This is a genomic window from Clostridium sp., assembly GCF_050717535.1.
In the GTDB taxonomy this organism is placed as follows: domain Bacteria; phylum Bacillota; class Clostridia; order Clostridiales; family Clostridiaceae; genus Clostridium_AD.
Genome location: NZ_JBOITM010000069.1, coordinates 73,298 through 98,188, shown reverse-complemented (window position 1 = coordinate 98,188; position 24,891 = coordinate 73,298). Strand labels below are relative to the sequence as shown.

23 protein-coding genes are annotated in these 24,891 nt (G+C 31.7%); all 23 read right to left on the bottom strand.

Going from position 1 to position 24,891, the window contains the following annotated elements; all coding sequences use genetic code 11:
* Nucleotides 1-113: 113 nt before the first annotated feature.
* Nucleotides 114-2,750, bottom strand: coding sequence for a pyruvate, phosphate dikinase (ppdK, locus tag ACREVU_RS11755; RefSeq protein WP_431551783.1), 2,637 nt, complete (start codon nt 2,748-2,750; stop codon nt 114-116).
* 112 nt (nt 2,751-2,862) lie between these two features.
* Nucleotides 2,863-3,504 (bottom strand): transcriptional regulator CcpN, encoded by a 642-nt coding sequence (ccpN, locus tag ACREVU_RS11750; protein WP_431551782.1) that lies wholly within the window; start codon nt 3,502-3,504, stop codon nt 2,863-2,865.
* A 353-nt stretch (nt 3,505-3,857) separates the two neighbouring features.
* Nucleotides 3,858-4,490, bottom strand: a complete 633-nt coding sequence (locus ACREVU_RS11745; protein ID WP_431551781.1) for a DUF4342 domain-containing protein — start codon at nt 4,488-4,490, stop codon at nt 3,858-3,860.
* A gap of 44 nt (nt 4,491-4,534) precedes the next feature.
* The gene (gene recO, locus ACREVU_RS11740; RefSeq protein WP_431551802.1) at nt 4,535-5,284 is read right to left on the bottom strand and encodes a DNA repair protein RecO; all 750 of its coding nucleotides are present in this window, start codon (nt 5,282-5,284) and stop codon (nt 4,535-4,537) included.
* A gap of 11 nt (nt 5,285-5,295) precedes the next feature.
* A complete protein-coding gene (era, locus tag ACREVU_RS11735) occupies nt 5,296-6,177 on the bottom strand; it encodes a GTPase Era (RefSeq protein WP_431551780.1) in 882 nt (293 codons plus the stop codon).
* Nucleotides 6,178-6,246: 69 nt separating this feature from the next.
* The gene (locus ACREVU_RS11730; RefSeq protein ID WP_431551801.1) at nt 6,247-6,645 is read right to left on the bottom strand and encodes a cytidine deaminase; all 399 of its coding nucleotides are present in this window, start codon (nt 6,643-6,645) and stop codon (nt 6,247-6,249) included.
* Nucleotides 6,646-6,807: 162 nt separating this feature from the next.
* Nucleotides 6,808-7,506, bottom strand: coding sequence for a diacylglycerol kinase (locus tag ACREVU_RS11725; protein WP_431551779.1), 699 nt, complete (start codon nt 7,504-7,506; stop codon nt 6,808-6,810).
* A gap of 59 nt (nt 7,507-7,565) precedes the next feature.
* Nucleotides 7,566-8,066, bottom strand: coding sequence for an rRNA maturation RNase YbeY (gene ybeY, locus ACREVU_RS11720; RefSeq protein ID WP_431551778.1), 501 nt, complete (start codon nt 8,064-8,066; stop codon nt 7,566-7,568).
* A gap of 3 nt (nt 8,067-8,069) precedes the next feature.
* Nucleotides 8,070-10,211, bottom strand: a complete 2,142-nt coding sequence (locus ACREVU_RS11715) for an HD family phosphohydrolase (protein ID WP_431551777.1) — start codon at nt 10,209-10,211, stop codon at nt 8,070-8,072.
* A gap of 48 nt (nt 10,212-10,259) precedes the next feature.
* On the bottom strand, nt 10,260-11,378 hold the full coding sequence (gene yqfD / locus ACREVU_RS11710; RefSeq protein WP_431551776.1) for a sporulation protein YqfD: 1,119 nt from the start codon (nt 11,376-11,378) through the stop codon (nt 10,260-10,262).
* Entirely contained in the window at nt 11,371-11,655 is a 285-nt protein-coding gene (gene yqfC, locus ACREVU_RS11705; protein WP_431551775.1) for a sporulation protein YqfC, read from the bottom strand. The genes yqfD and yqfC overlap by 8 nt, the downstream gene beginning before the upstream one ends.
* A 355-nt stretch (nt 11,656-12,010) precedes the next feature.
* Nucleotides 12,011-12,187 carry a 30S ribosomal protein S21 gene (gene rpsU, locus ACREVU_RS11700; protein WP_124998347.1) on the bottom strand — a complete coding sequence of 59 codons (177 nt, stop codon included), beginning with the start codon at nt 12,185-12,187 and terminating at the stop codon, nt 12,011-12,013.
* A 187-nt stretch (nt 12,188-12,374) separates the two neighbouring features.
* Nucleotides 12,375-12,725, bottom strand: a complete 351-nt coding sequence (locus ACREVU_RS11695; RefSeq protein WP_431551774.1) for a histidine triad nucleotide-binding protein — start codon at nt 12,723-12,725, stop codon at nt 12,375-12,377.
* Between the two features lie 117 nt (nt 12,726-12,842).
* Nucleotides 12,843-14,153, bottom strand: a complete 1,311-nt coding sequence (mtaB, locus tag ACREVU_RS11690) for a tRNA (N(6)-L-threonylcarbamoyladenosine(37)-C(2))-methylthiotransferase MtaB (RefSeq protein WP_431551773.1) — start codon at nt 14,151-14,153, stop codon at nt 12,843-12,845.
* The gene (locus ACREVU_RS11685; protein WP_431551772.1) at nt 14,153-14,905 is read right to left on the bottom strand and encodes a 16S rRNA (uracil(1498)-N(3))-methyltransferase; all 753 of its coding nucleotides are present in this window, start codon (nt 14,903-14,905) and stop codon (nt 14,153-14,155) included. The genes mtaB and ACREVU_RS11685 overlap by 1 nt, the downstream gene beginning before the upstream one ends.
* Nucleotides 14,906-14,973: 68 nt before the next feature.
* Nucleotides 14,974-15,915 carry a 50S ribosomal protein L11 methyltransferase gene (prmA, locus tag ACREVU_RS11680; protein WP_431551771.1) on the bottom strand — a complete coding sequence of 314 codons (942 nt, stop codon included), beginning with the start codon at nt 15,913-15,915 and terminating at the stop codon, nt 14,974-14,976.
* Nucleotides 15,916-16,051: 136 nt separating this feature from the next.
* Nucleotides 16,052-17,173: a molecular chaperone DnaJ gene (dnaJ, locus tag ACREVU_RS11675; RefSeq protein WP_431551770.1), complete on the bottom strand. Its 1,122-nt coding sequence runs from the start codon at nt 17,171-17,173 to the stop codon at nt 16,052-16,054.
* A gap of 173 nt (nt 17,174-17,346) precedes the next feature.
* Nucleotides 17,347-19,200: a molecular chaperone DnaK gene (gene dnaK, locus ACREVU_RS11670; RefSeq protein WP_431551769.1), complete on the bottom strand. Its 1,854-nt coding sequence runs from the start codon at nt 19,198-19,200 to the stop codon at nt 17,347-17,349.
* Nucleotides 19,201-19,283: 83 nt separating this feature from the next.
* Nucleotides 19,284-19,988: a nucleotide exchange factor GrpE gene (grpE, locus tag ACREVU_RS11665; RefSeq protein ID WP_431551800.1), complete on the bottom strand. Its 705-nt coding sequence runs from the start codon at nt 19,986-19,988 to the stop codon at nt 19,284-19,286.
* Nucleotides 19,989-20,082: 94 nt separating this feature from the next.
* Nucleotides 20,083-21,129 carry a heat-inducible transcriptional repressor HrcA gene (gene hrcA / locus ACREVU_RS11660; RefSeq protein WP_431551768.1) on the bottom strand — a complete coding sequence of 349 codons (1,047 nt, stop codon included), beginning with the start codon at nt 21,127-21,129 and terminating at the stop codon, nt 20,083-20,085.
* Nucleotides 21,130-21,373: 244 nt separating this feature from the next.
* Entirely contained in the window at nt 21,374-22,495 is a 1,122-nt protein-coding gene (hemW, locus tag ACREVU_RS11655; RefSeq protein ID WP_431551767.1) for a radical SAM family heme chaperone HemW, read from the bottom strand.
* 93 nt (nt 22,496-22,588) lie between these two features.
* Nucleotides 22,589-24,394: a translation elongation factor 4 gene (lepA, locus tag ACREVU_RS11650; RefSeq protein WP_431551766.1), complete on the bottom strand. Its 1,806-nt coding sequence runs from the start codon at nt 24,392-24,394 to the stop codon at nt 22,589-22,591.
* Nucleotides 24,395-24,595: 201 nt separating this feature from the next.
* A complete protein-coding gene (locus ACREVU_RS11645; RefSeq protein ID WP_431551765.1) occupies nt 24,596-24,853 on the bottom strand; it encodes a hypothetical protein in 258 nt (85 codons plus the stop codon).
* Nucleotides 24,854-24,891: the final 38 nt, after the last annotated feature.

Sequence of the window (24,891 nt, the reverse complement as noted above, 5' to 3'; positions counted from 1 at the left end):
AATAAGGCATTGAACTTAAAATCAATAATGAAATTAAGATGCAATACCCTATTCTTTTTATAATTATAATAGTCTCAACCGCCAATTATATAAGGCTTTTCAAACTATATATTTTATTTTTTTCTTGGATTGTTTACTTCAGCTTGTGCAGCTGCAAGTCTTGCTACTGGAACTCTGAATGGTGAACATGATACATAATCTAGTCCAACATTGTGACAGAATTCAACAGAAGATGGATCTCCGCCATGTTCTCCGCATATTCCAAGTTTAATATGTGGTCTTGTTGATCTTCCAAGGTCAACAGCCATTTTAATAAGTTTGCCTACTCCAACTTGATCTAATTTTTGGAATGGATCAAATTCGTAAACTTTCTTTTCATAGTAATGTTTTAAGAATGTTGCAGCATCATCTCTTGAGAATCCAAAAGTCATTTGTGTTAAATCATTTGTTCCAAATGAGAAGAATTCTGCTTCTTTTGCTATTTCATCAGCTGTAAGTGCTGCTCTTGGTATTTCAATCATTGTACCAACCATGTATTTTAAATCACTGCCTGACTCAGCTATGATTTGATCAGCTACTCTTACTACTATATCTTTAACATATTTTAACTCTTTAACTTCTCCAACTAGAGGAATCATTATTTCTGGAACGATATTATATCCTTTTCTAGTTTTAACATCTATAGCAGCTTCAATAACCGCTCTAGTTTGCATCTCAGCTATTTCTGGATATGATACTGCAAGTCTACATCCTCTATGACCCATCATAGGGTTAAACTCATGTAATGATTCAACAGTAGCTTTTAACTCTTCAAAGGTTATTCCCATCTCAACAGCGAGTTCTCTTATATCTCCATCAGCGTGAGGTAAGAATTCATGTAGTGGTGGATCTAAGAATCTTATTGTAGCTGGTCTTTCCTTAAGTTCTTCATAGATTCCTACAAAATCTTCTCTTTGCATTGGTAATAATTTATCTAATGCCACTCTTCTTTTTGCTTCGTCTTTAGCAACAATCATTTCCCTTATGCCCATTATTCTATCAGCATCAAAGAACATATGCTCAGTTCTGCATAAGCCAATGCCTTCAGCTCCATATTTAACTGCTTGAGCAGTATCTCTTGGAGTATCTGCATTAGTTCTAACTTTCAAACTTCTTATTTCATCAGCCCATCCCATAAATGTTTCAAAGTAACCACTTATTTCTGGTTCAACTGTTTTGATAACTCCAGCATATACATTTCCTGTACTTCCATCCATAGAAATAAAATCATTTTCAGTATATGTGATTCCACCTATCTTAAAGATCTTTTCTTTTTCGTCAACTTTTATATCTCCACAACCAGCAACACAGCATGTTCCCATTCCTCTTGCTACAACCGCAGCATGGGACGTCATTCCACCTCTTACTGTTAATATACCTTCTGAGGCAATCATGCCTTCAATGTCCTCTGGTGAAGTTTCAAGCCTTACTAATACAACTTTTTCTCCAGCTTCATGTCTAACTTTTGCATCTTCTGCTGTAAAGCAAACTTTTCCACAAGCTGCTCCTGGAGATGCTGGTAAACCTTTAGCTATTATTTTAGAATTTTTTAAATCTTCAGTATCAAAGTTAGGGTGAAGTAAGGTATCTAATTGTTTTGGTTCAACCTTCATCATAGCCTGTTTCTTTGTTAGCATTCCATCTTCAACAAGTTCCACAGCAATTTTAAGTGCTGCTTGTGCAGTTCTCTTGCCGTTTCTTGTTTGAAGGAAGTACAATTTTCCATCTTCAATTGTAAACTCCATATCTTGCATATCTTTATAGTGAGTCTCAAGAGTATTAACAATTGACATAAACTGTTTATATACTTCTGGCATGTCTTTTGCAAGTTGAGATATATCTTGTGGTGTTCTTATTCCTGCAACAACGTCTTCACCTTGTGCATTCATTAAGTACTCAGCATATATTCCTTTTTCTCCAGTAGATGGATTCCTTGAAAAAGCAACACCAGTTCCTGATGTTTCTCCTTTGTTACCAAATACCATTTCTTGAACACTTACTGCAGTTCCCCAACTTCCTGGAATATCATTAAGTCTTCTATAAACATTAGCACGAGGATTATCCCATGATCTAAATACTGCTGTAATTGACTCTATTAATTGACTTTCTGGATCACTTGGGAAATCTTCACCCTTATCTTCTTTATAGAATTCTTTAAATTGCCCAACTAATTTTTTCAAATCATTAGCATCCAGTTCAGTATCAAATTTTACACCTTTTGCTTCTTTCATTGTATCCATAATGTTTTCAAAATTTCTTTTTTCAACACCCATAACAACATCAGCAAACATTTGGATAAATCTTCTGTAAGAATCATAAGCAAATCTTGGGTTATTTGTTAGTTTTGCCATAACTTCTACTGTCTCATCATTTAATCCAAGATTTAATATTGTATCCATCATACCAGGCATTGATGCTCTTGCTCCAGATCTAACTGAAACAAGTAGCGGATTTTGCATGCTTCCAAATTTCTTTCCTGTAAGTTTTTCAAGCTCAACCATTTTAGAATGTATTTCACCAACAATTTCAGATGCAATTAATTGACCATCTTCATAGTATTTATTACAAGCTTCAGTAGTAACTGTGAATCCTTGCGGTACTGGAATCCCAAGGTTTGTCATCTCTGCAAGGTTTGCACCTTTTCCGCCTAGAAGATTTTTCATTGAAGCATTTCCTTCACTAAAAAGATAAACATATTTTTTGTTTTCCATTCCATACAACCCCTTCGATTATAAATTATATATGATAACGGGTACAAAGATGTCCAATTTAGAACATGTAGTGCCCACTTCACTCACTTTAGTTAAAACTCACTTTAGTTACTTAGCCATTTTCGCCCATTTTTACAAATAGTTTTGTTATATTAGTTTTTGATATTTTACCTACAACTTGAAATATTTCTTTCCCATTTTCAAATTTTCTTTCTACTACAGGTAAACTATCCACTTCATGTTCTATAATTCTTTGTGCGGCTAAATAAATACTATCCTCTTTTTCAACAAGCACTATATTGGGCATTCTAGTCATTATAATTCCTACAGGCACCTTGTGAATATCAGTACCGCCCATAGCCATTTTAAGGAAGTCTTTTCTAGATACAGCTCCCACTAAACTGCCATTATTATGTACAAATAAAGTACCTACATCATTTAAAAACAAATGTACTATAGCATCATAAACCATTGTTTCTTCTGTAGCCATTACAGCTTTAGACATTACATCATTAACTTTAATATTTCTTATATAATCATAAACTAAACTGTAAGAGGGTTTCTTTGAACACATGTATCCAACTTTTGGCCTTGCATCTAATATACCCGTCATTGTGAGTATTGCCAAATCTGGCCTTAGTGCTGCCCTTGTTACCCCTAACTTATTAGCTAGACATTCACTTGTAACTGGTGGATTTTCTTTAACTAATCTAATTATTTCTTCTTGTCTTGGTGTTAGTTTTATTTTTTCCACCCTCTTTCTATTTTAATTCCTTATAAATGATACATATTTCTTATATTTGCAATATTGTAAATACAAACGATTGCATAAAGTATTATATACTAGAATTTTACATACCATTTTTAACATTGTACCACATTATTAAAATAAATTGTAGGGTTTTTTATGATTTTTTGTGTATAAGAATAATTTTTCAATATATTAATAATTTTCAATAAACAGTGCACAACAATAACTAAAGTTATAAGATATTAAAATTTCCCCTTTTATAAAGCTAGCAAATAAAAATTGCTAGCTTTATAAAAGGGGAAATCCTATTGTTACCATTTATATAAGGCTAATATTAAATTTTAAATATTATTCTCTTATTTTTCTTCTTCTTTTTCCTCTTTTTTGTCTTCTTTTTCTAGTTCACTTTCTTTGTCAAATTTTACTGTATATTGATATACATTCTCATTTCTATCTTCTTTGGTGCTTTTGCTACTTTTGTTAAAAGTATCTTTTGTATCATTATATTTTTCTTTTACTTCGCCTGTCATATCACTCATTCTACTTTTAACATCTTCCACTGTATTTTTTATAATAGTATTAACTACTTCAACAGAACCATCTGCTTTAGTTATCTCAACAGTAACCTTTGTAAGTACTGCTGTTAATAATCCAAGAGCAATTAGCACAGGATTATATAATCCTATTAAACCTGCCGCGATACCAGCATTAACAGGTATGTCTATAACTACAGTGTCATCTTTTTTGATTTTTATTCTTGTAACATTGCCTTTTTTTACAATATCTTTTATTGTTGTTACAAATTCATCCTTAGTAGAGTACATTTCTTCCATATTAAATTTAGCATATTTCTTTTGCTTTGCTTCAATATAAATTAGAGCATTGACTACGTCACTATCACATTCCTCTAATGCTTCCTTAGCCTCAGTATATGAAACTCCTGTTCGCTCTTTAATAATATCAATCTTTTCCAATGTAATTTCTGCCATTAAAATATTCCTCCTCATAATTTTTCTAAGATTTAAAATAATTTTTAATTTTTATATTCCTTTAAATAATCAAACATTTCTAGACTCTTTGGCTTTCTTGTATAATTTTGGGCTATAATAGTAGATAAAATTTTGTACAACTCGAGCTTTGTGGTTTTAGACACAGCTATTCTATTAATTTTATCCATACCAAAGTTATTTAAGAATTTTAATGTATTATATGTAGGGTTTGAAATATATATACTATTTACCTTTTCACAATCTTTACAAATAGGCCCATAAGATTGTAAATCGATATTATTAGACATTATTATTTTTTTTCTGCATTTAACACATTGATTAAAATTTAATTCATAACCTGTAGCCCTTAAAATTTTTGTTTCAAAGGCTCTTGCCAAAACTTCTATATCCATAACATCATTTTTTATAAAATAAAAACTAGTGACTAAATCTTTAAAAAGTTGCTTATTAGCCTCTTCATTTTCCATTGTAATATCAATTAATTCATTAAAATAGGAAGCATAAGTAATTGTATCTAGGTCTCTTAATAATTGCTGAAATGAATCAATAATTGTAACCTCATTTATGGTATATAAATTTCTACCTTTAAAAAGCACAAATTCTGCAAAGCAGCAAGGTAAGGTGGATGATACAAACTTACTTTTATTTTTTCTAGCTCCCTTTGCTATAGCTGTTATTTTACCAAAATCTTCAGTAAAAAGCCAAACTAACTTATCAGATTCTTTAAACTCTTGAGTTTTTATTACAATAGCCCTAGTTTTTAAAATCGACAGAAAATCATCCCCTACTTATACCCTAATTCTTTCAAAATACTTGAAGTATCTCTCCATTCTTTCTTTACCTTTACCCATAACCTTAGGTTTACTTTTTCGCCTAAAAATTTCATTACATCTTGTCTTGCATATGTAGAAATCTGCTTAAGGGTTTTTCCACCTTTTCCAATTATTATACCCTTATGTGAATCTTTTTCGCAGAGCAAATTAGCTTCAATATGGTACATATTCCTTGCATCTCTTTTCATAGAAATAATTTCTATTGCTATTCCATGAGGTACTTCTTGGGATAATAGCTTCAAAGCCTTTTCTCTTATTATTTCAGTTATGATAAATCTTTCTTGTTGGTCTGTAATCATATCCTCTGGGTAATATAGTGGCCCTTCTGGAATGTTGTCTTCTACAAGTTTAGTAACTATGTCAACATTTTTACCTTTTATGGCAGCTATAGGAATTATTTCTTTAAAAGCAAAATACTCAGAATAGCTTTGAATGGTTTTAGCTACTCTTGCTTGGGTATTCTCATCAATCTTATTAACTAATAAAAACACTGGAATTTTATTATTTTTTAACTGCTCAAGGATATGCATATCACCCTTATCAATCTCATCCCCAGGTGTGGTTATAAATAATATGACATCTACTTCTGACGTAGCTTGCTCCGCTACTTTAACCATATATTCTCCTAGTTTATGCCTAGGTTTATGCATTCCAGGAGTATCTACAAATATTATTTGAGAATCTTTAGTTGTTAAAATGGTCTGTATATTATTCCTAGTAGTTTGAGGTCTATTAGATACAATTGACAATTTTTCCCCCATAATGTAATTTATTAATGTAGATTTCCCCACATTTGGTCTTCCGATTATTGTTACGAATCCTGATTTAAACATATATCCTCCTTTTGGTTATCTTAAGTAGCTATATAATTATTAATGCTTAGCAACTAATAATTATATAGCTTACTTAAATAAATCTTCTTTTGTAAAAGCCCCTGGTAATATCTCTTCCATAGTCTTTATTATATAACTTTCTTCATTCTTTACTAATATAATCTGAATATCCTGCGAGGCAAATTCTGCTATAACTTGTCTGCAAATACCACAAGGGTAGGTATTAGTTGTCATATCGCCTACAATAGCAATAGCTTTAATTTTTCTATGTCCCTCAGACACAGCTTTGAAAATTGCAGTTCTTTCAGCACAATTAGTTGCACCGTAGGAAGCATTTTCTATGTTGCATCCAGTATATATTGATCCATCTTCAGTAACAACTGCTGCACCAACTTTAAATTTTGAATATGGTACATATGCATTTTTTCTAGCATCTATTGCACTTTTAGCTAATTTTTTATAATCCATCATACACCCCTACATCATTAATTTAAGGCACATTAAATAAGTTGTTTATTTGTATGCACTTATTATTGAAAATCACGTATACCAATTATATCACTAAATATTAGTATTTCAATAATATTATAATTTTATTTGTGATTTTAGTATTTTAAAATAAAAAGTCTCCTATCCTAAAATTCTAAATAATAATAATGTTAATAAAGTGCCGAAAGCAGCACCAAAAATAACTTCTAAAATAGAATGAATTTGTGAATCAACCCTGCTTTGTGCAACAATTACTGCTAATAAATAAGATAATACCATAATTAGTGGCTCATTAGTTAATAAGGTCATAGCAGTTGCTACTGAAAAAGCTATGGTACTGTGACCACTTGGCATTCCTCCCCTAAATGGAGTTCCTTCGCCATAAATTGACTTAACCACTACTGCAGCAATACAAACTATAACTAGTATGAGAAAAGTCATGTTAGGGTTAGATTTCCTAAGCTTTGACATCATTGTTATATTAAATGGAGTTAATTTATCCCAAAATATAACATAGCCTACTAAAACTGAATTTATAGCGGTTACTAGCACTGCCCCAGCCGCAACATTCTTCGCAATCTTAGCAAGTGGATGATAAAAATTTGTTGTGGCATCTATGGCACATTCTACAGCAGTATTTATCATTTCAGCCACTATAACCAAAGTTATAGTTATGGTTAAAATCATAAGTTCTACCTTTGACAAGTCAAAAAAAAATGTAGCAGTTAGAACTAATATTGTAACTATCATGTGTATCTTCATATTTCTTTGTGTGCGGATGGAATATATGATTCCTTCAATAGCATAATTAAAACTATCAACTAATTTTTTGACTTTCATATTTAACCACCTTTAAAATATTGTAACTACATTATTTTTAAAATAATCATAAATATACTCTATCTAGATATTTTAAAATTGTTCAATATTTCTTCTTCTCTTTTTCGCATAATAATTTTTGGTGTTTCCTCCATATGGTCATAACCTAGCAGATGTAAAATTGAATGTACTGTAAGATAAGCACACTCGCGAGTAAAGGAGTGCCCAAATTCTTCACTTTGTTCCTTAGCTTTTTCCAGTGATAGTGCAACATCGCCAATTACTAGCTTTCCATCATATAAATCGCTTCCATCAAATTTATAATTTATGTATACATCCTTAAACACCTTGTTTTCAGGATAATTTAGCATTGGAAAAGATAGTACATCAGTAATTTCATCTATGCCACGATTTTTTAAATTTATTTTTCTAATTTCTTCATTGTCAATAAATATAACACTTACTTCATTATCTATAAAAAGTTTTTCCTGGAAAAGTGTGTATTCAATAACATCTTTTATAACAGTTTGAAGTTTTTCTGTAACCTCAATCTTATTTTGCCTATTATCTATATAAATCATACTTTATTTTACTCCTTTATTTTGCTCCTTTATTTTATCCTTTTCCCATTTATCTGTAGGATATTCTATTCTCTCATGATATATTCCTGAAAGAACTTTTAAAAATGCCTTTCTTATTTTTTCTAAATCTTTTAGTGTTAAATCACAATTATCTAGTTGTCCATCATTAAGCCTGGCTTTTATTATGTTATTAACCATTTCTTCAATTTTACCTTTTGTTGAATTTGAAATTGATCTTACAGCTGCTTCCACAGCATCTGCCAGCATTATAATGGCGGCTTCCTTACTTTCTGGATTTGGACCCGGATACCTAAAATCCTCTTCGTTAACCTCATCTGGATTTTCACTAGAGTTTTTCATTGTTACATAGAAATACTTAACTAAAGTGGTACCATGATGTTGCTGTATAACATCCTGAATGACCTTAGGAATCTTATATTCCTTTGCAAGTTCTACGCCATCCTTTACATGAGAAATAATTATAAGTGTACTTAAATTAGGTGTTATCTTATCATGTGGATTATCATTTCCTAGTTGATTTTCTTTGAAAAAATAAGGTCTTTTTATCTTTCCAATATCATGATAATATGAGCATGTCCTTGCAAGAACTGGATTAGCACCAATTACTTCTGCTGCAACCTCTGAAAGGTTAGCTACCAGTACAGAATGATGATAACTTCCTGGTGCTTCTAAAAGTAGTCTCTTTAATAGTGGATGATTAGGATTGGATAATTCCAAAAGTTTCACTGTGGTAACTATATCAAAAAAGCTTTCGAAAAATGGTAAAAAGCCTATGGTAAGCACTCCTGCTAAAACCCCTGCAAGAGCCACCATTCCTGCTCTTTTAAAAACATCAACTATACTATTGCTTATCAAAAATCCCATTGAAAGATAAAAGGCCAAATTTATCATTGCTATATATATAGATGAGTATAATATATCATTTCTTTGTTGCATTTTCTTTAGTACTATAACCCCAACAATAGAATTTAGAATAGCTAGTGTTGTAATTTCGAAGTTAAAATTAACTGCAACACTAATTAGAATACAGTTGAGGATGTTAAGTGCTATTGATACTTCATCATTACTTAAAATGGTCATAAGCATGGGTATACAAGCTAGAGGGATTACAAATACTGAAATTATACCAAGTACTCTGGCAAGCAATATGGCTATTATACTAAGAATATTAAGCATAATTAGTTTTTTTGTATCCGCAAATATTTTTGGTTGATACTTGTATAAATAAAACCATTGAACTAGTACTACAAGACATACAAGCCCTGCCAAACTTAAGTATAGTGACCATTCAAAATTACTTGTGTCATTTAGGAGACCTAGCGATTCTAGAAGTGCCTTTTGTTCAAAGGTTATTGGCGATCCTTCGCTTATAATAGTTTGGTCTTTTTTTACCATTATAGGTTTAACACTGTCTTTTGCTTCTTCTATTAGCAGTGCTGTTTTTTCTTTATCATAAATTGAATTAGGCTGAACTTCTGTATATGCAATAGACATTCCTATTTCTCTTATCTCTTTTGGGAAAATCGAGTTGTTAAACTCTGTAGCAATAATGCCCTTCGCCATCTTAATTTCCTCAGGCTTGTTTTCATTTATTGTAGTTACCTCATAGAGGGTGGTAATACTTTTTTTAAGAAATTCTTCTAAATCTGTCGCTTTAGTAGACTCCAGCTTTAATAGTGTTTGGTAATTTTCAAGGGTAAAATTATCGACTGGATTAGTTTCCTTTAGTGAAGCTACCTTTTCTGATAATGCTTTTTCCTTGGACTCTGCATTACTATTTATGATTGAATTACTGGCATTTAACTTAGCCACTGCAGAAAACAAGTTACCAATGTGTTCCACAGCCTCTTTATTTACTTGAACTTTAATTGTCTTTTTCCCTACAAGCTCTACAGCTTTAGTCCTATTAATTTCTGTAGCCACCGTATTTTCAACTTCTCTAGGAGCTTTTATATCTATTTTTGCAATATCCCCCACATTTATTGTATATTTTTTAGGAACTAATGCTGTTACTAAAATAGAATACATAACAATTACCGTAACTATAAAAATCAAATAAGGTTTTACTTTATTAAGCTTAATAAATTCTCTAATATTTTTCAATCCCCATCCCCACCTTTTCATCTTGCGTAAAACAAACCGATATATTATTTCTTTTTAAATAGCTGCAGTTTATTCAGGAGCAATATTCTCTTCAGCAACAACTAACACTTTTATTGTGTACTTACCATTATCCACTTTTGAATCTACAATTTTGTCTTTAACTACCACATTCTTGTCCAAATTCCTCAAAATATTGTGATATAATTCCTCTGTTATCTTAGTGGCATCTACTGGTATATTTTTTTCATTAATTTCATAGTAGATTTCACTTTTTATAAATTTATCATTACTTTCTATTTTATCATATTTAGGATAGGTAATTAAGCTATTTTTGAGATAAATTTTTTTATTTGCAAATTTAATATATAAATTACTTATACTGTTACCTGTTTTAATTCTTGATATATTGTTTAAGGGAATTTCTTTAATCTCCTCGTAAAAAGTTTTTGCAATAACTTCTCCTTGAGCATGTACAGAATAAACACTTCCTTCTTTACCTTGCTCTCCTTTAATCAATAAATCTCCCTTTTGTATCATATCTCCATTTTTCACAGCTGCTGTACCTTCTGTGGTAAACACTCTAACTACTTCACCATCTTTATTGGCTATTAAATCACGAGGAGGCTTTTGCTTACTAATTATTATAGGGGGTGATTGCCTTTCAATCACATCAACTTTTAACTTAACACCATCTATCCTAGCTTTGACCCACATTATTTCATCATTACACCTTAGAATTTTATTTTCAATTTCATAAACATCTATATTTTTCTTTCTAAGTCCAGGATTTATTCCAAATCCACTAATTTGATTACGCAATTCATATGGACTTATATAACGTTCTGTATTGATTTCTATATTCCATACAAAAGTAGATAAATAGTATATTATACACAAAAACAAAAATGCCCCTATTAAGAGAGCGGATCTCCTTTTCATTTTCATTACAAAAAAGGATAACCCACTTCTTCTTAAAATTCTAATTGTGCTGTTTGATTTTTTGGCCACTTTGGCGATTTCAACATAATCGCATAATTTAACTTCCAAAACTAGAGTTGTTATATTAATTTTTTTTATATTTTTAACCATAATACCACTTTTCCATAGTAAATTTATAAATTTTTCTGGCATAAATGCTTGGATTTCCATTGTGATAGTACCTTTTTTATATTTTTTAAAATTATTCATGGCTTTCATACACAACAGATTTAAAGTTACCACTTAAAGTTATTGTGTTTCCCCCTATAAATAATATTTTAAAATTTTTCCCGTATATTGAAATTGGACCCACATTGGAATTTATCTTTATTACTTCTTCTTCAAATATTACCACACCTTTATGGTTTTCTATATTTATTTCATTGTTGGACAAAATAGTTATTTTTGGTAAATCTAACAATATATCTCTTGGCAAATCTAATTTGTTAGCTATAGTTTCCTTTGTTTTATAAACTTTACTATCCATACCCTCACCCCATAAAATACTTCATAATAAATTTATGAAAAAAAAGCACAACAAATTACAGTTTTTTATTTTATAATTTTTATAATCAAAAAAAAATCCAGCCAAAGGCTGAATCTTTTATTTATTTAAATATTGTTTCACTATTTCACTTACAAGCTTACCACATGCTTTATCCATAATTTCAGATAACTCGGCAAACATAAATTTCTCACGTGCTTCATGCTATTAGTTCCCAATGCCACTACTGTTCCTCTGAATGACTCTAAGTTTCTAATTTATTTAACTGCTGAGGAAGGTATTCTAACAAAATTTTTTTATATAAAATAAATCTTGTCTCATTCCATTTTTAAAAATTCTATTTGAATTTTCTCTTTCTTGCAGCTTCTGATTTTAACTTCTTTTTAACGCTTGGCTTTTCATAGTGCTCTCTTTTTCTAACTTCTCCAAGCACTCCACTTCTTGCGCATTTTTTCTTAAACCTTCTTAAAGCGTTCTCAATGGACTCGTCTGCTCCAACCTTAATTTCTGACATCATTATCCCTCCCTCCGCTAGCTCAATTCAATTTAGAAACAGCTAATGCGGGGCCTAAATAGCACATTTTTTATTATACAACACAGTTTTACATTATGTCAACATTTTCATTACTATTTTGTTATAAATAATGTATTAAAATATAAAATATACATTACAATTTAACATTTGAAAAACAAATTATATTTTAACCCGGTGGCCACTGAAGCATTCTACCACCCAATAAATGAAAATGCACATGTTGAACAGATTGACCTCCTTGTTCCCCGCAATTACTAACAATTCTATATCCACTCTCAGCAATATCTAGTTTCTTAGCAATTTCCTTGGCAACTATAAAAATATGACCTATCAATTCCGACGACTCTTGATTTAAGCAATTTAAGTCATCAATATGTTGCCTTGGAATAATTACAACATGTACAGGGGCCTGAGGGTTTATGTCTTTAAACACTACAACTTTATCATCTTCAAAAAGCATGTCACAAGGAATTTGCTTTTTTACTATTTTACAAAAAATACAGTCTTCCTTTTCCACATAATCACCTCCTACCCATTTAGGCATCTAAAAAAATAATTAATTAATATGCCTTATACTAATATACTATTCAACATAAAGCTTTATTCTCCTGCTAAATTATTTATCTGTTTATAATTATTTCAAATCTTGCACTTCCCCAATTATATAATCTCCCATACATTCTATAAGTTTCGTCATATGGAATTCTCCTACTATATTTTCAGAGGATTTTCCTACAACTTTTACGTAATTATCAGTATAACCTTCATATTCATCTTCATTATCTTTAAATTTTTGCTCATAAAGAACATTCATGCTCTTACCAACAAATGTATTTATATGTTTTTCCTCTAACATGTTATTAAGTGCAATAAGCTTATGACTTCTTTCTTCTTTTATATTTCCATCAATCTGCTCTTTTATTCCAGCAGCTTTAGTTCCTTTTCTTGGACTGTACTTGAAAATATGCATTTTTGACAATTCTATATCCTTTAAGAATTCATAAGTTTCATCAAATTCTTCCTGGGTTTCTCCAGGAAAACCTACAATTACGTCTGTAGTTATAGATGCTCCCACTATATTTTTCCTTAAATTTTCAACAACAGTTTTATATTCACTTGCTGTATAGTGCCTATTCATTCTTTTTATGGTTTCATCACAACCGCTTTGAAGTGAAAGATGGAAGTGAGGACATAGGTTCACAAGTGCCATTAATCTCTCAATAACACCCTCTGTAAAGAATGTTGGATCTATTGACCCTATCCTTATCCTTTCAATACCAGGAACCTTATCTACCTCTTCTAGCACACGTACTAAGTTCCATCCACCATCTAAATCTTTTCCAAAGGATGCTATGTGTATACCAGATAAAAGAATCTCTTTAAAGCCATTTTGGGCTAATTCATGAATTTCTGCCATGATTTTTTCAGGTGGTTTGCTACATACTGCCCCTCTTGAGTAAGGTATCAAGCAATAAGAACAAAATTGATTACACCCATCTTGAATTTTTACAAAGGCACGAGTTCTATCTTGATATTCGCTAATATTTAAATCCTCAAATACTTTGTTTTTTAAAACATCATTAACTTCTATCATCTGTTTATTTTCTTCTCTAGATCTATTTACCCAATAAACAATATCACCTTTATTACGACTACCTAAAACTACATTAACACCTTCAATATTGGATATTTCCGCTGGGGCAATCTGCGCATAACATCCTACCACTGCAATAATAGCCTCACTATTTTTCCTTCTAGCTCTTCCTATCATCTGTCTTGACTTTTTATCACCCATATTAGTAACAGTACAGGTATTTATAACGTATACGTCAGCAAAATCATGAAACTCAGCTACCTCATATCCTTCTCTGATGAACTTTTCAACCATAGCTTCTGACTCATATTGATTTACTCTACACCCTAATGTAGCAATTGCAACTTTCATTATATAATTCCTCCCAAATCTCCCAGTTCATACATAATAAGACTTAAGCATGTAAACCCAGCTGTTTCAGTTCTGAGTATTCTGGGTCCTAAAGTGACAATGCTAGCTCCTATTTCTTTTAATTTATGTATTTCATGCTCTTCAAATCCACCCTCTGGTCCTATTATAATAGCAACTTTACTAATAGATTCTTTTTCTATAGTTTTCATTAATTTCTTTATACCAAAACCTTCTTCATTCTCATAGGGAACCACAACTAAATCCATAGATTTTAGTGAGTCTAATAAGTCTTGAAATTCTATAGGCACATTAATTTCTGGAATTAAACTTCTCTTGCACTGCTTGCAAGCTTCAAGTGCTATCCTATTCCATCTATCTACTTTTTTAAATTCTTTAAGCTCAGTTTTAACTACTACTCGCTCTGTGATTATTGGTGTTATTGCCTTAACTCCCAGTTCTGTATTCTTTTGAACTATTAGGTCCATTTTTGTTGATTTAGGCATTCCCTGAAATAGGTATACTTCAACAGGACTTTCATTGTTTATAGGATTTTCTTCTAATAAATTTATTTTTACTTCACTCTTATCTATTAGTATTATTTTTCCTATGTATTCTATGCCTTCACAATTATTGATACTAACCACATCACCAATTTTAAGCCTTAATACCTTATATATATGTTTCACATCTTCGCCATCAATAATAGCATTATCACCATCTATGTTTTTCTTTGGCACAAAAAATTTATGCATTATTTATTCTCTCCTCAAACTAGCCATTTTTATTTATTATATTTTAGGATGCCTCTATAGTTATTTTACTATAACTTTGCAACTATACAAACCCATTCTCCCTCGATATTTATCTCCTCGATTTTAAAACCGCACTCTGTTAATTTATTTATTACTTCATCTTTTTTAATTAAAATTATTCCTGAAGATATAAAATAACCGCCTTCTACTAGAACTGATTTAACCTGCTCTGTCAAAAACATAATTACATCAGCCATTATATTAGCTATAACTATATTAGCCTTTCCACTTACAACTTCTAACAGGTCACCATACAGTATTTCTATGTTGTTTACATCATTATAACTGACATTTTGCTTTGCAGAATCTACTGCTACTGGATCCAAATCAACTCCTATAGTCTTTTTAGCTCCAAGCTTGGCCGCAGCAATGGATAGAATCCCCGACCCTGTTCCTATATCAAAAACAATTGAATTGCCCTTCACATGCCTCTCAAGTGCCTTTATACACATCCTAGTAGTTTCATGAGTACCAGTTCCAAAAGCCATGCCTGGATCTAGCTCTACAATTATCTCATCGGGCTTTTTATGGTACTTCTCCCATATAGGCACTATAACTATTTTCTCTCCTACCTTTATTGGTTTATAATACTGCTTCCAGTTGTTTTCCCAATCTTCTTCCTTTACATTATTGGCTACAACAGACCCTACGCCCTTATCTAGTCCGAACTTTGGTAAATTATTTACTCCAGTTTTAATCTCTTCTAAATAACCTTCAAATTTTTCATCTTTTTTGTAGTATCCTTTTATTACAACTCCACTATTTGTATCTATAATAGACTCATCAAAATAATCCCAATCTGTGGTATGATCTCGCCTAAAAATCATATCTAGTGGATCCAAAATAGAAACTCCCTCTACTCCCGTATTATATAGCATTGCAGACACCGCTTCAACTGCCTCACTGCTTGTTATTATAGTTACTTCAATCCAATTTTTATCACTAATCATTGTATCCTCCTTCTTTTTTAATGTTTGGTAGATACCAATTATTACTCAATATAAGTGTATCATTCCCAATATTTTAACACAATAATTATAATAAAAAAACTCCGTTTTACAAAACGAAGTTTTATTATTATTATTCTTATTTGCCTAATATTTTATCAACAAAAGACTTTTTATCATCAGACAAATCTACGGTCTCTCCACTAGCTTCCATGAAAACCTTTAGTGCTGATTTTTGCTTATCATTCAAAGTTTTTGGAATGTCAACAATAACTTTTACGTACTCGTCTCCTCTTCCATGCCCATTAACTCTAGGTATACCCTTTCCTTTAAGTCTGAAGACAGTACCAGATTGTGTTCCTGCTGGAACTTTATATTTAACATCTCCATCCACGGTTGCAACTTTAATTTCAGTACCTATAGCTGCATATCCAAAACTTATATGAGATTCTATATGAATATCAATTCCATTCCTCTTAAAAGTTTTATGAGGAGTTACTCTGATATTTATATATAAGTCTCCTGATGGACCACCTTTTTCACCTGGTTCTCCTTGCCCTCTAAGAGGCATAACATTTCCAGTATCAACTCCACCTGGAACATTAATTTTAATTTTTCTATTCTTTCTAGCTTTTCCAGATCCATGACAAGTTTTACATGGTTCAGCGATTATTTTACCTTTGCCTCCGCATTTATCACAAGTGCTCATACTAGCAAAGCTTCCAAAAGCAGTATTTCTCTGAACTTTTATCTGCCCATTTCCACCACACTTATCACAAGTTTTTGCGGTCGTACCTGCTTTCGCACCACTACCGCCACAGTCATCACATTTTTCGTTTTTAGTAACAGATATATCTTTTTCTACACCAAAAACAGACTCTTCAAAGGTTAAATTTAAATTATATTCTAAATCCGCACCTTTTTTAGGGCCATTTTGATTTCTTTGAGAAAATCCTCCCCCTCCAAATATGTCACCAAAGATATCTCCAAAACCACCAAAGCCTGAAAAATCAGAAGCGCCGCCGTAGCCTGCCCCATTATCATCAGCTGTACCATATTGGTCATATCTTGCTCTTTTATCAGAATCAGATAAAACCTGATATGCTTCATTCATCTCTTTGAATTTATCTTCTGCAGCTTTATTGTCTGGGTTTCTATCTGGATGATATTTTAATGCGCCCTTTTTAAAAGCCTTCTTGATTTCTTCTTCACTGGCACCTCTTTCTATGCCGAGGGTTTCATAATAATCTTTTTTTGCCATGCTGTTTTACACCACCTAAAATATATATGCTTCTATAACATAAATTGTTGATTAAATAATTCAACTATTACTATTATATAGTTTTTCATTGCTTATTGCTAACATAACTTTAATTAAATTAAGGGAAGGGTAAATACCCTACCCTTATTTAATGGTTTTATTGTTTATTCAACTTATTTTTTCTCTTCGTCGTCTTCTACTTTGTAATCAGCATCCACTACGTTGTCATCATGCTCAGCATTGCCTTCAGGATTGCCTTGTTCTGCTCCTTCTGCTCCTTTTGCTTGCTCAGCTTCTGCTTGATAAATTTTTGTAGTTACTGCATAGAAAGCTTCAGTTAATTCTTCAGTAGATTTCTTTATAGCTTCTATATCTTCGCCGTCTTTAACTTTTTTAAGAGCTTCAAGTTTTGCTTCGATATCTTTTTTATCTTCTTCTGCTACTTTTTCTCCAAGTTCTTTCAAGCTTTTTTCAGTTTGATATACTAATTGTTCTGCATTGTTTTTAGCTTCGATTGCTTCTTTTCTAGCTTTATCTTCTCCTGCAAATTTTTCTGCTTCTTTTACTGCTGCATCAATTTCATCATCACTTAAGTTAGTTGATGCTGTAATTGTTATTTTAGCTTCTTTTCCTGTTCCTTTATCTTTAGCTGATACATTAACAATGCCATTAGCATCTATATCAAAAGTAACTTCTATTTGTGGGATGCCTCTTGGTGCTGCTGCTATTCCAGAAAGAGTAACTCTTCCTAAACTCTTGTTACTTGCAGCCATTTGTCTTTCACCTTGAACAATGTTAATTTCAACTGATGTTTGACCATCTGCAGCTGTTGAGAATACTTGACTCTTTTTAGCTGGTATTGTAGTATTTCTTTCAATTAGTGGAGTAGCTATTCCACCTAATGTTTCAATTCCTAGTGTTAATGGAGTTACATCAAGAAGTAAAACATCTTTAACTTCTCCAGTTAGTACTCCAGCTTGAATTGCTGCACCAAGTGCTACACATTCATCAGGATTTACTCCCTTTGAAGGTTCTTTTCCAGTAAAGTTTTTAACTGCATCTACAACTGCTGGTGTTCTTGTTGAACCACCTACAAGTACAACTTTATCTATTTCACTAAGTGATAAGTTTGCATCTGCAATAGCTTTTTTCATTGGCTCTATTGTAGCATCAACTAAATCGTGAGTTAATTCATTAAATTTAGCTCTTGTTAAGTTCATCTCTATATGCTTTGGACCTGTTGCATCTGCAGTAATAAATGGTAAATTAATTGATGTTTGCATTGATGATGATAATTCAATTTTAGCTTTTTCAGCAGCTTCTTTTAATCTTTGAAGTGCCATTTTATCAGTTCTTAAATCTATTCCATTATCTGCTTTAAAAGTATCAGCTATGTGATTTACAACTCTTTGGTCAAAGTCATCTCCACCAAGTTTAGTATTACCATTAGTTGATTTAACTTCGAATAAACCATCACCAAGTTCTAATATAGATACATCGAATGTACCGCCACCTAAATCATATACTAATATCTTTTGATTAACATCCATTTTGTCTAGTCCATAAGCAAGTGCTGCTGCTGTTGGCTCATTTATTATTCTCTTAACTTCAAGTCCAGCTATTTTTCCTGCGTCTTTTGTTGCTTGTCTTTGGCTATCGTTGAAATATGCAGGTACTGTTATTACAGCTTCAGTAACTGATTCTCCTAAATAAGCTTCAGCATCAGCTTTTATCTTTTGTAGAACATAAGCTGAAATTTCTTGTGGTGTATGTGATTTTCCATCAATATTTATTTTACGATCAGTACCCATGTCTCTTTTGATTGAACTTATTGTTCTATCTGGATTTGTGATTGATTGTCTTTTAGCAACTTGACCTACTAGTCTTTCTCCATTAGCTTGGAATGAAACTACAGATGGTGTAGTTCTTGCTCCCTCTGAATTAGAAATTACTGTGGGTTCTCCACCTTCCATTACTGCTACACATGAATTCGTTGTACCTAAATCTATTCCTATAATTTTTCCCATTATTATTTCCTCCTTGTATTCCTTTTTTAGTTCATAACAGTTATAACTATTATGTCTTATATATTTTTTAATAAAAATAATCTTTAATTGGCAACTTTAACCATACTATGTCTTAATACTTTATTTGCTCTTTTATAACCCTTTTGGAACACTTCCACTATTTCGTTAGTCCCATATTGTTCATCTTCAACATGCATTACTGCATTATGGAAATTCGGGTCAAACTCGCCATCTTCTGCTAATTCTTCCACTCCTAATTTATTAAAAGCATCATTAAACTGTCTTACTGTCATCTCTACTCCAGTTCTTAGATCCTCACCCGATCCTTCAACAGAAAGTGCTCTTTCTAAGTTATCCAGCACTGGCAGTACTTCTTTTAAAACATCTGAGCAGGCATCAGTATATATGCATTCTTTTTCTTTTACTGTTCTTTTTCTAAAATTTTCATATTCAGCAGCTGTCCTTAAAAGTTTATCTTTAAAAGCAACAACCTCATTTTGTAATTTCATATTTTCTTCTTCTAGTTTTTTCATTTTTTTACTCATATTTTTTTCTTTTTCACTTTCTAAAAGTTCGTTAAACTCTTCCTCTTCTACTATTTCAGCTTCCTCTGGAGTTGCATCTATTACTTCTCCATCCTCTTGTATACCATACTCTTGTATACCATCCTTTTGTATACCATCCTTTTGTATACCATCATCAGCATCATTTATAGTGCTTTTGGCTTCGCAAGTTTCAGCTTCGTTAGTTTCAGTTTCATTTACTAAACTAGGATTTCCATAAGGCATTGATGTAGTTTCTTCTTTTAAAGTTTCTTTTTCATTTTTATGCATGCAAGCATTCCTCCCTTTCAGGCTCAAGTAAATCTTTTAATCTAAGAACTTATCTATGATCATCATAAATTTGAGCTATATTATCATTTAATTCTTTAACTATTTCAGTTAATACAGATATAACTTTTCCATAAGGTATTCTTGTTGGTCCAATAACACCAATAGAACCCAGTGGAACTCCAGATGCACTGTAAACTGCAGTTATAATACTGCATTCTCTAGCACACTCAACAAAATTTTCTCCACCAATTTTGATTGTAATATTACCAGTAATGTCGTTAGCATTTAGTAAACTGCTTATACTTTCTTTGTTGTCTACTAAGACTAGAAACTCACGAGCTTTAACAATATCGTTATATTCTGGATAGTTAAATATGTTTGCAGCTCCTTGAATATATACCTCTGAAGATTCAACACCAGATAAACTATCATATAAAGCCGGGATAATACCATCAAAAACTTCTACAAAAGAAGCTAAATCAACTTTCAAATTATTAATGACTTCTAAGTTTATTTGTTCAATTGTAAGCTTTCCTAATCTAAAATTAAGTATATTGGTAAGTTTTTCTATGGTAGAACTACCAATGGGTTTACTGATCTTAATAAAATTATTTTTGATAATACCACTGTCAGTAATAATTACAAACAAAATGCTCCCACCATCTAGATTCATTAGCTGTAAATATTTTATACAACTTTTTTGAACTGAAGGTGCCTTAACTATGGATGTAAGATTGGTAAGGTGAGAAAGTACTTGTGTTGCTTGCTTAATAATTTTATCTACCTCATATAAAGCGGCATTGATAAGATGATTTTTGATCATATATTCTTCCTCAGCTGATAGTTTAGTGAGCTTCATAAGTGTATCAACATATAATCTATAACCCTTATCTGAAGGCTTTCTACCGGATGAGGTGTATAATTGTTCTATATATCCCATCTCTTCTAAATCTGACATTTCATTTCTTATAGTAGCTGAACTAATACCTAAATCATACTTTTTAGCTATGGTCCTGGACCCTACAGGCTCACCATTGTTTATATAATCTGTAACTATAGCCTGAAGTATTTTAATTTTTCTTTCATCCATTTCCATAATATCACCTCTTTTATTAGCACTCCCTACCGTTGAGTGCTAACGAGTATGTATTAAAAGTATCATTTACCATTGTATTTGTCAATAACCCTGATTTTTCAATACAGGCATTACATGTCTATTATTCCTATTTAGGTTCTAAATGCTCGGTTTTTCTTTTGTTTTCTAAAGAACACTATTTTATAAATAGTTTGCCCTATTTCCTCCGCCCTAGTAATGCCCTTTTTTCTTACAATAAAAAAAATCACAAAAGAAATTCTGCCATAATTACATTAGACACTTCTATTCCTTCATTAGTTAAAAATATATTATCCTTATTCTCCACCATAAATCCAGTGCTAGTATATTTATTTATTACCAGCTCATAAACACTGTGTATGTCTTTTTTGAATCTTTTTGTAAATTCAATTTTGCTTATGCCTATTGTCTTTCTAAGACCCATGAACATAAACTCTTCCATGTCAGCTGCTGTGGAATTTTTCTTTTTTTCTACTATTGCACTGCCTTCAATATTTATTTTTTCAATATAATTTTCTACATTTTCTTCATTTCTATACCTAAAACCATCACTATATGAATGGGCAGCTGAGCCACAGCCAATATATTCCTCCAAATCCCAATATACTAAATTATGTCTACATTGCCTGTTTTCTTTTGCAAAATTTGAAATTTCATATTGTGAGTATCCACTTTCTCTTAGATATTCTAATGTTTCATGGTACATATCTCGTTCTATTTCCTCACTAGGCAGAATTAAGGTTCCCTGCTCAAATCTTTTATAAAAAACAGTTCCCTCTTCCACTATTAAACTATAACAAGATAGATGTTCTGGACTTAGGAGAGTTACATTCTCTAGTGTCTCTTTCCACTGAACTAAAGTTTGACCCGGCAGCCCAAACATTAAATCTACATTGATATTATCAAAGCCTAAATTTCTAGCCATTTCAAAACTTTGTTTAAAATCATAAATAGTATGGATTCTCCCCAAATCTTTAAGCAAAGTGTCTTGCCATGCCTGAAGCCCAATACTAAGTCTATTTACTCCCATTTTTTTAAAAAAGTTTAATTTTTCTCTTGTAAAGGTTCCTGGATTTCCTTCCACTGTAAACTCCAAATCATCACAAGTATCTAATGTGTCAATACTTTTTCTAATTATTTCCCAGCCCGCCAAAGATAAATAGGTAGGAGTTCCCCCACCTATAAAAATAGTTTTTATTTTTTTATCTTTTATACTACTTATTTCTTTTGCGAGAGCAATGGAATAATGGAGCATATGTTTTTCTTTACCTGCATAGGATGGGAAATCACAATATAAACATTTTTGCTTGCAAAAAGGAATATGTATATATAGCGCTACATTCTTCATATTTTATCCTCACTTTAGGCCTACTCAAATAAATAACAAGTCTAGGCTAGAATATATCCCTTGACTCGTTATTTATTTGAATGCACCTTCATTTTAATCTACTTTAAGTATAGCCATAAATGCTTCTTGCGGAACTTCAACACTTCCCACTTGTCTCATTCTCTTTTTACCTTCCTTTTGTTTCTCTAATAGTTTTCTTTTTCTTGAGATATCTCCGCCATAACATTTAGCTAAAACATCTTTTCTCATTGCTTTTACAGTTTCTCTTGCAATTACCTTTGCGTTTATTGCTGCTTGTATTGGAATTTCAAACATTTGTCTTGGTATATGTTCTTTTAATTTTTCGCACATAACTCTTCCTCTATGAGACGCAGTCTCCTCAGGAACAATCATAGAAAGAGCATCAACTTTTTCTCCTTTAAGCAAAATATCCAATCTTACAAGACTTGCCTTTATATATCCCTTTAATTCATAGTCAAAAGATGCATAGCCTTTTGTTCTTGATTTTAGGGCATCAAAAAAGTCATATACTATTTCATTAAGTGGCATGTCATAAGTTAAAACAACTCTAGTAGTTTCTATATATTTCATATCAATGTATATGCCTCTCTTTTGTTGGCATAACTCCATAACTGTTCCTAAATATTCTGATGGTGTTATTATGGAAGCTTTAACTATTGGTTCTTCCATATAATTAATTTCTGTAGGCTCTGGAAGATTTGTAGGATTTGTTATTTCTATTAACTCTCCATTAGTTTTCATTACTTTATATATAACTGATGGAGCAGTTGTAATAATATCCAAATTAAATTCTCTTTCTATTCTTTCTTGCACTATTTCCATATGCAGAAGGCCTAAAAATCCACATCTAAATCCAAAACCTAGTGCAATAGAGGTCTCTGGCTCAAACCCTAAGGCTGCATCATTTAACTGAAGTTTTTCTAGGGATTCTTTTAATTCTCCATATCTAGAACCATCTACAGGGTATATACCACTAAACACCATAGGTATTGCTGGTCTGTAGCCTTTAAGTGGCTGAAGTGCTGGTCTTTCAGCCTCTGTTACTGTATCTCCAACCCTTGCATCCCTAACATTTTTTATAGATGCAGTTATATATCCAACATCTCCAGCACTTAGCTCCGGTACAGGCAAATAATTGGGTACAAAAACTCCAACTTCTACTACATCGTATACCTTATTAGTATTCATTAGCTTAATCTTTGTACCTTGTCTAATTTTACCATCTCTAACTCTTACATAGCACACAACACCCTTATAGCTATCATAGGATGAATCGAAAATTAGTGCTTTAAGTGGGGCTTCTTCGTCACCACTTGGTGGTGAAATCTTATTTACCACAGTTTCTAAAACATCTTCTATATTAAGCCCGGTCTTGGCTGAAATTAGAGGAGCATCCTGTGCCTCAATTCCTATTACATCCTCAATTTCCTTAATAACCTCTTGTGGCCTCGCACTAGGAAGATCTATTTTATTAATAACTGGTGCAATATCAAGATCATTATCTAAGGCAAGATAGCAGTTTGCAAGAGTCTGAGCTTGAATTCCTTGAGAAGCATCAACTACAAGCACCGCACCTTCACAAGCAGCTAAGCTTCTTGAAACCTCATAATTAAAATCTACATGTCCTGGAGTATCTATAAGGTTAAATATATATTCTTCTCCATTAGGCCTTTTATAAATGAGCCTCGCTGGTTGAGATTTTATAGTGATTCCTCTTTCCCTTTCTAGGTCCATAGTATCAAGCACTTGTTCTTCCATTTCTCTTTTAGTTAATGTACCTGTCTTTTCTAATAATCTGTCCGCAAGAGTAGACTTGCCGTGATCTATGTGTGCAACTATGGAAAAATTTCTTATGTATTTTTGTCTATTACTCTGCATTAATTTTTACCCCCGTTATTGTATATGAATTAAATTATTCTCTTTAGCATAACCTAAATATACTTTATACTCCATTATTATTTGTTTTTATTTGAATAAAGCATATTGTTTTTCACAAACCACTTTAAATTATATCATAAATATCTGGGACTTTGTCAATACAAAGTGTCTTAATGATATATTTTATTTCACTTTATCCAATTATTTTGAAATTATTTCATTATATGCATTTACGCATTTGTCTTTCATGCTATCTATAATTTTACTATTTAGATAAAAAACATAATCCACCGTCTCTATTCTAAAATCAATGGGCACTACTGATAATTCCATTATAAATTTTGATTTTTTCCTTACAAGTTCTGGCTTAGTAATGTTAACCTGAATAAATCCATAGATAAATATAAAAAAGCAAACAAAAATCACAAAAATAAATTTAATTCTACCTTTTTCCCTCATAAAAAATGCCTCCTAATTCTAACCGATAGATAATAGCT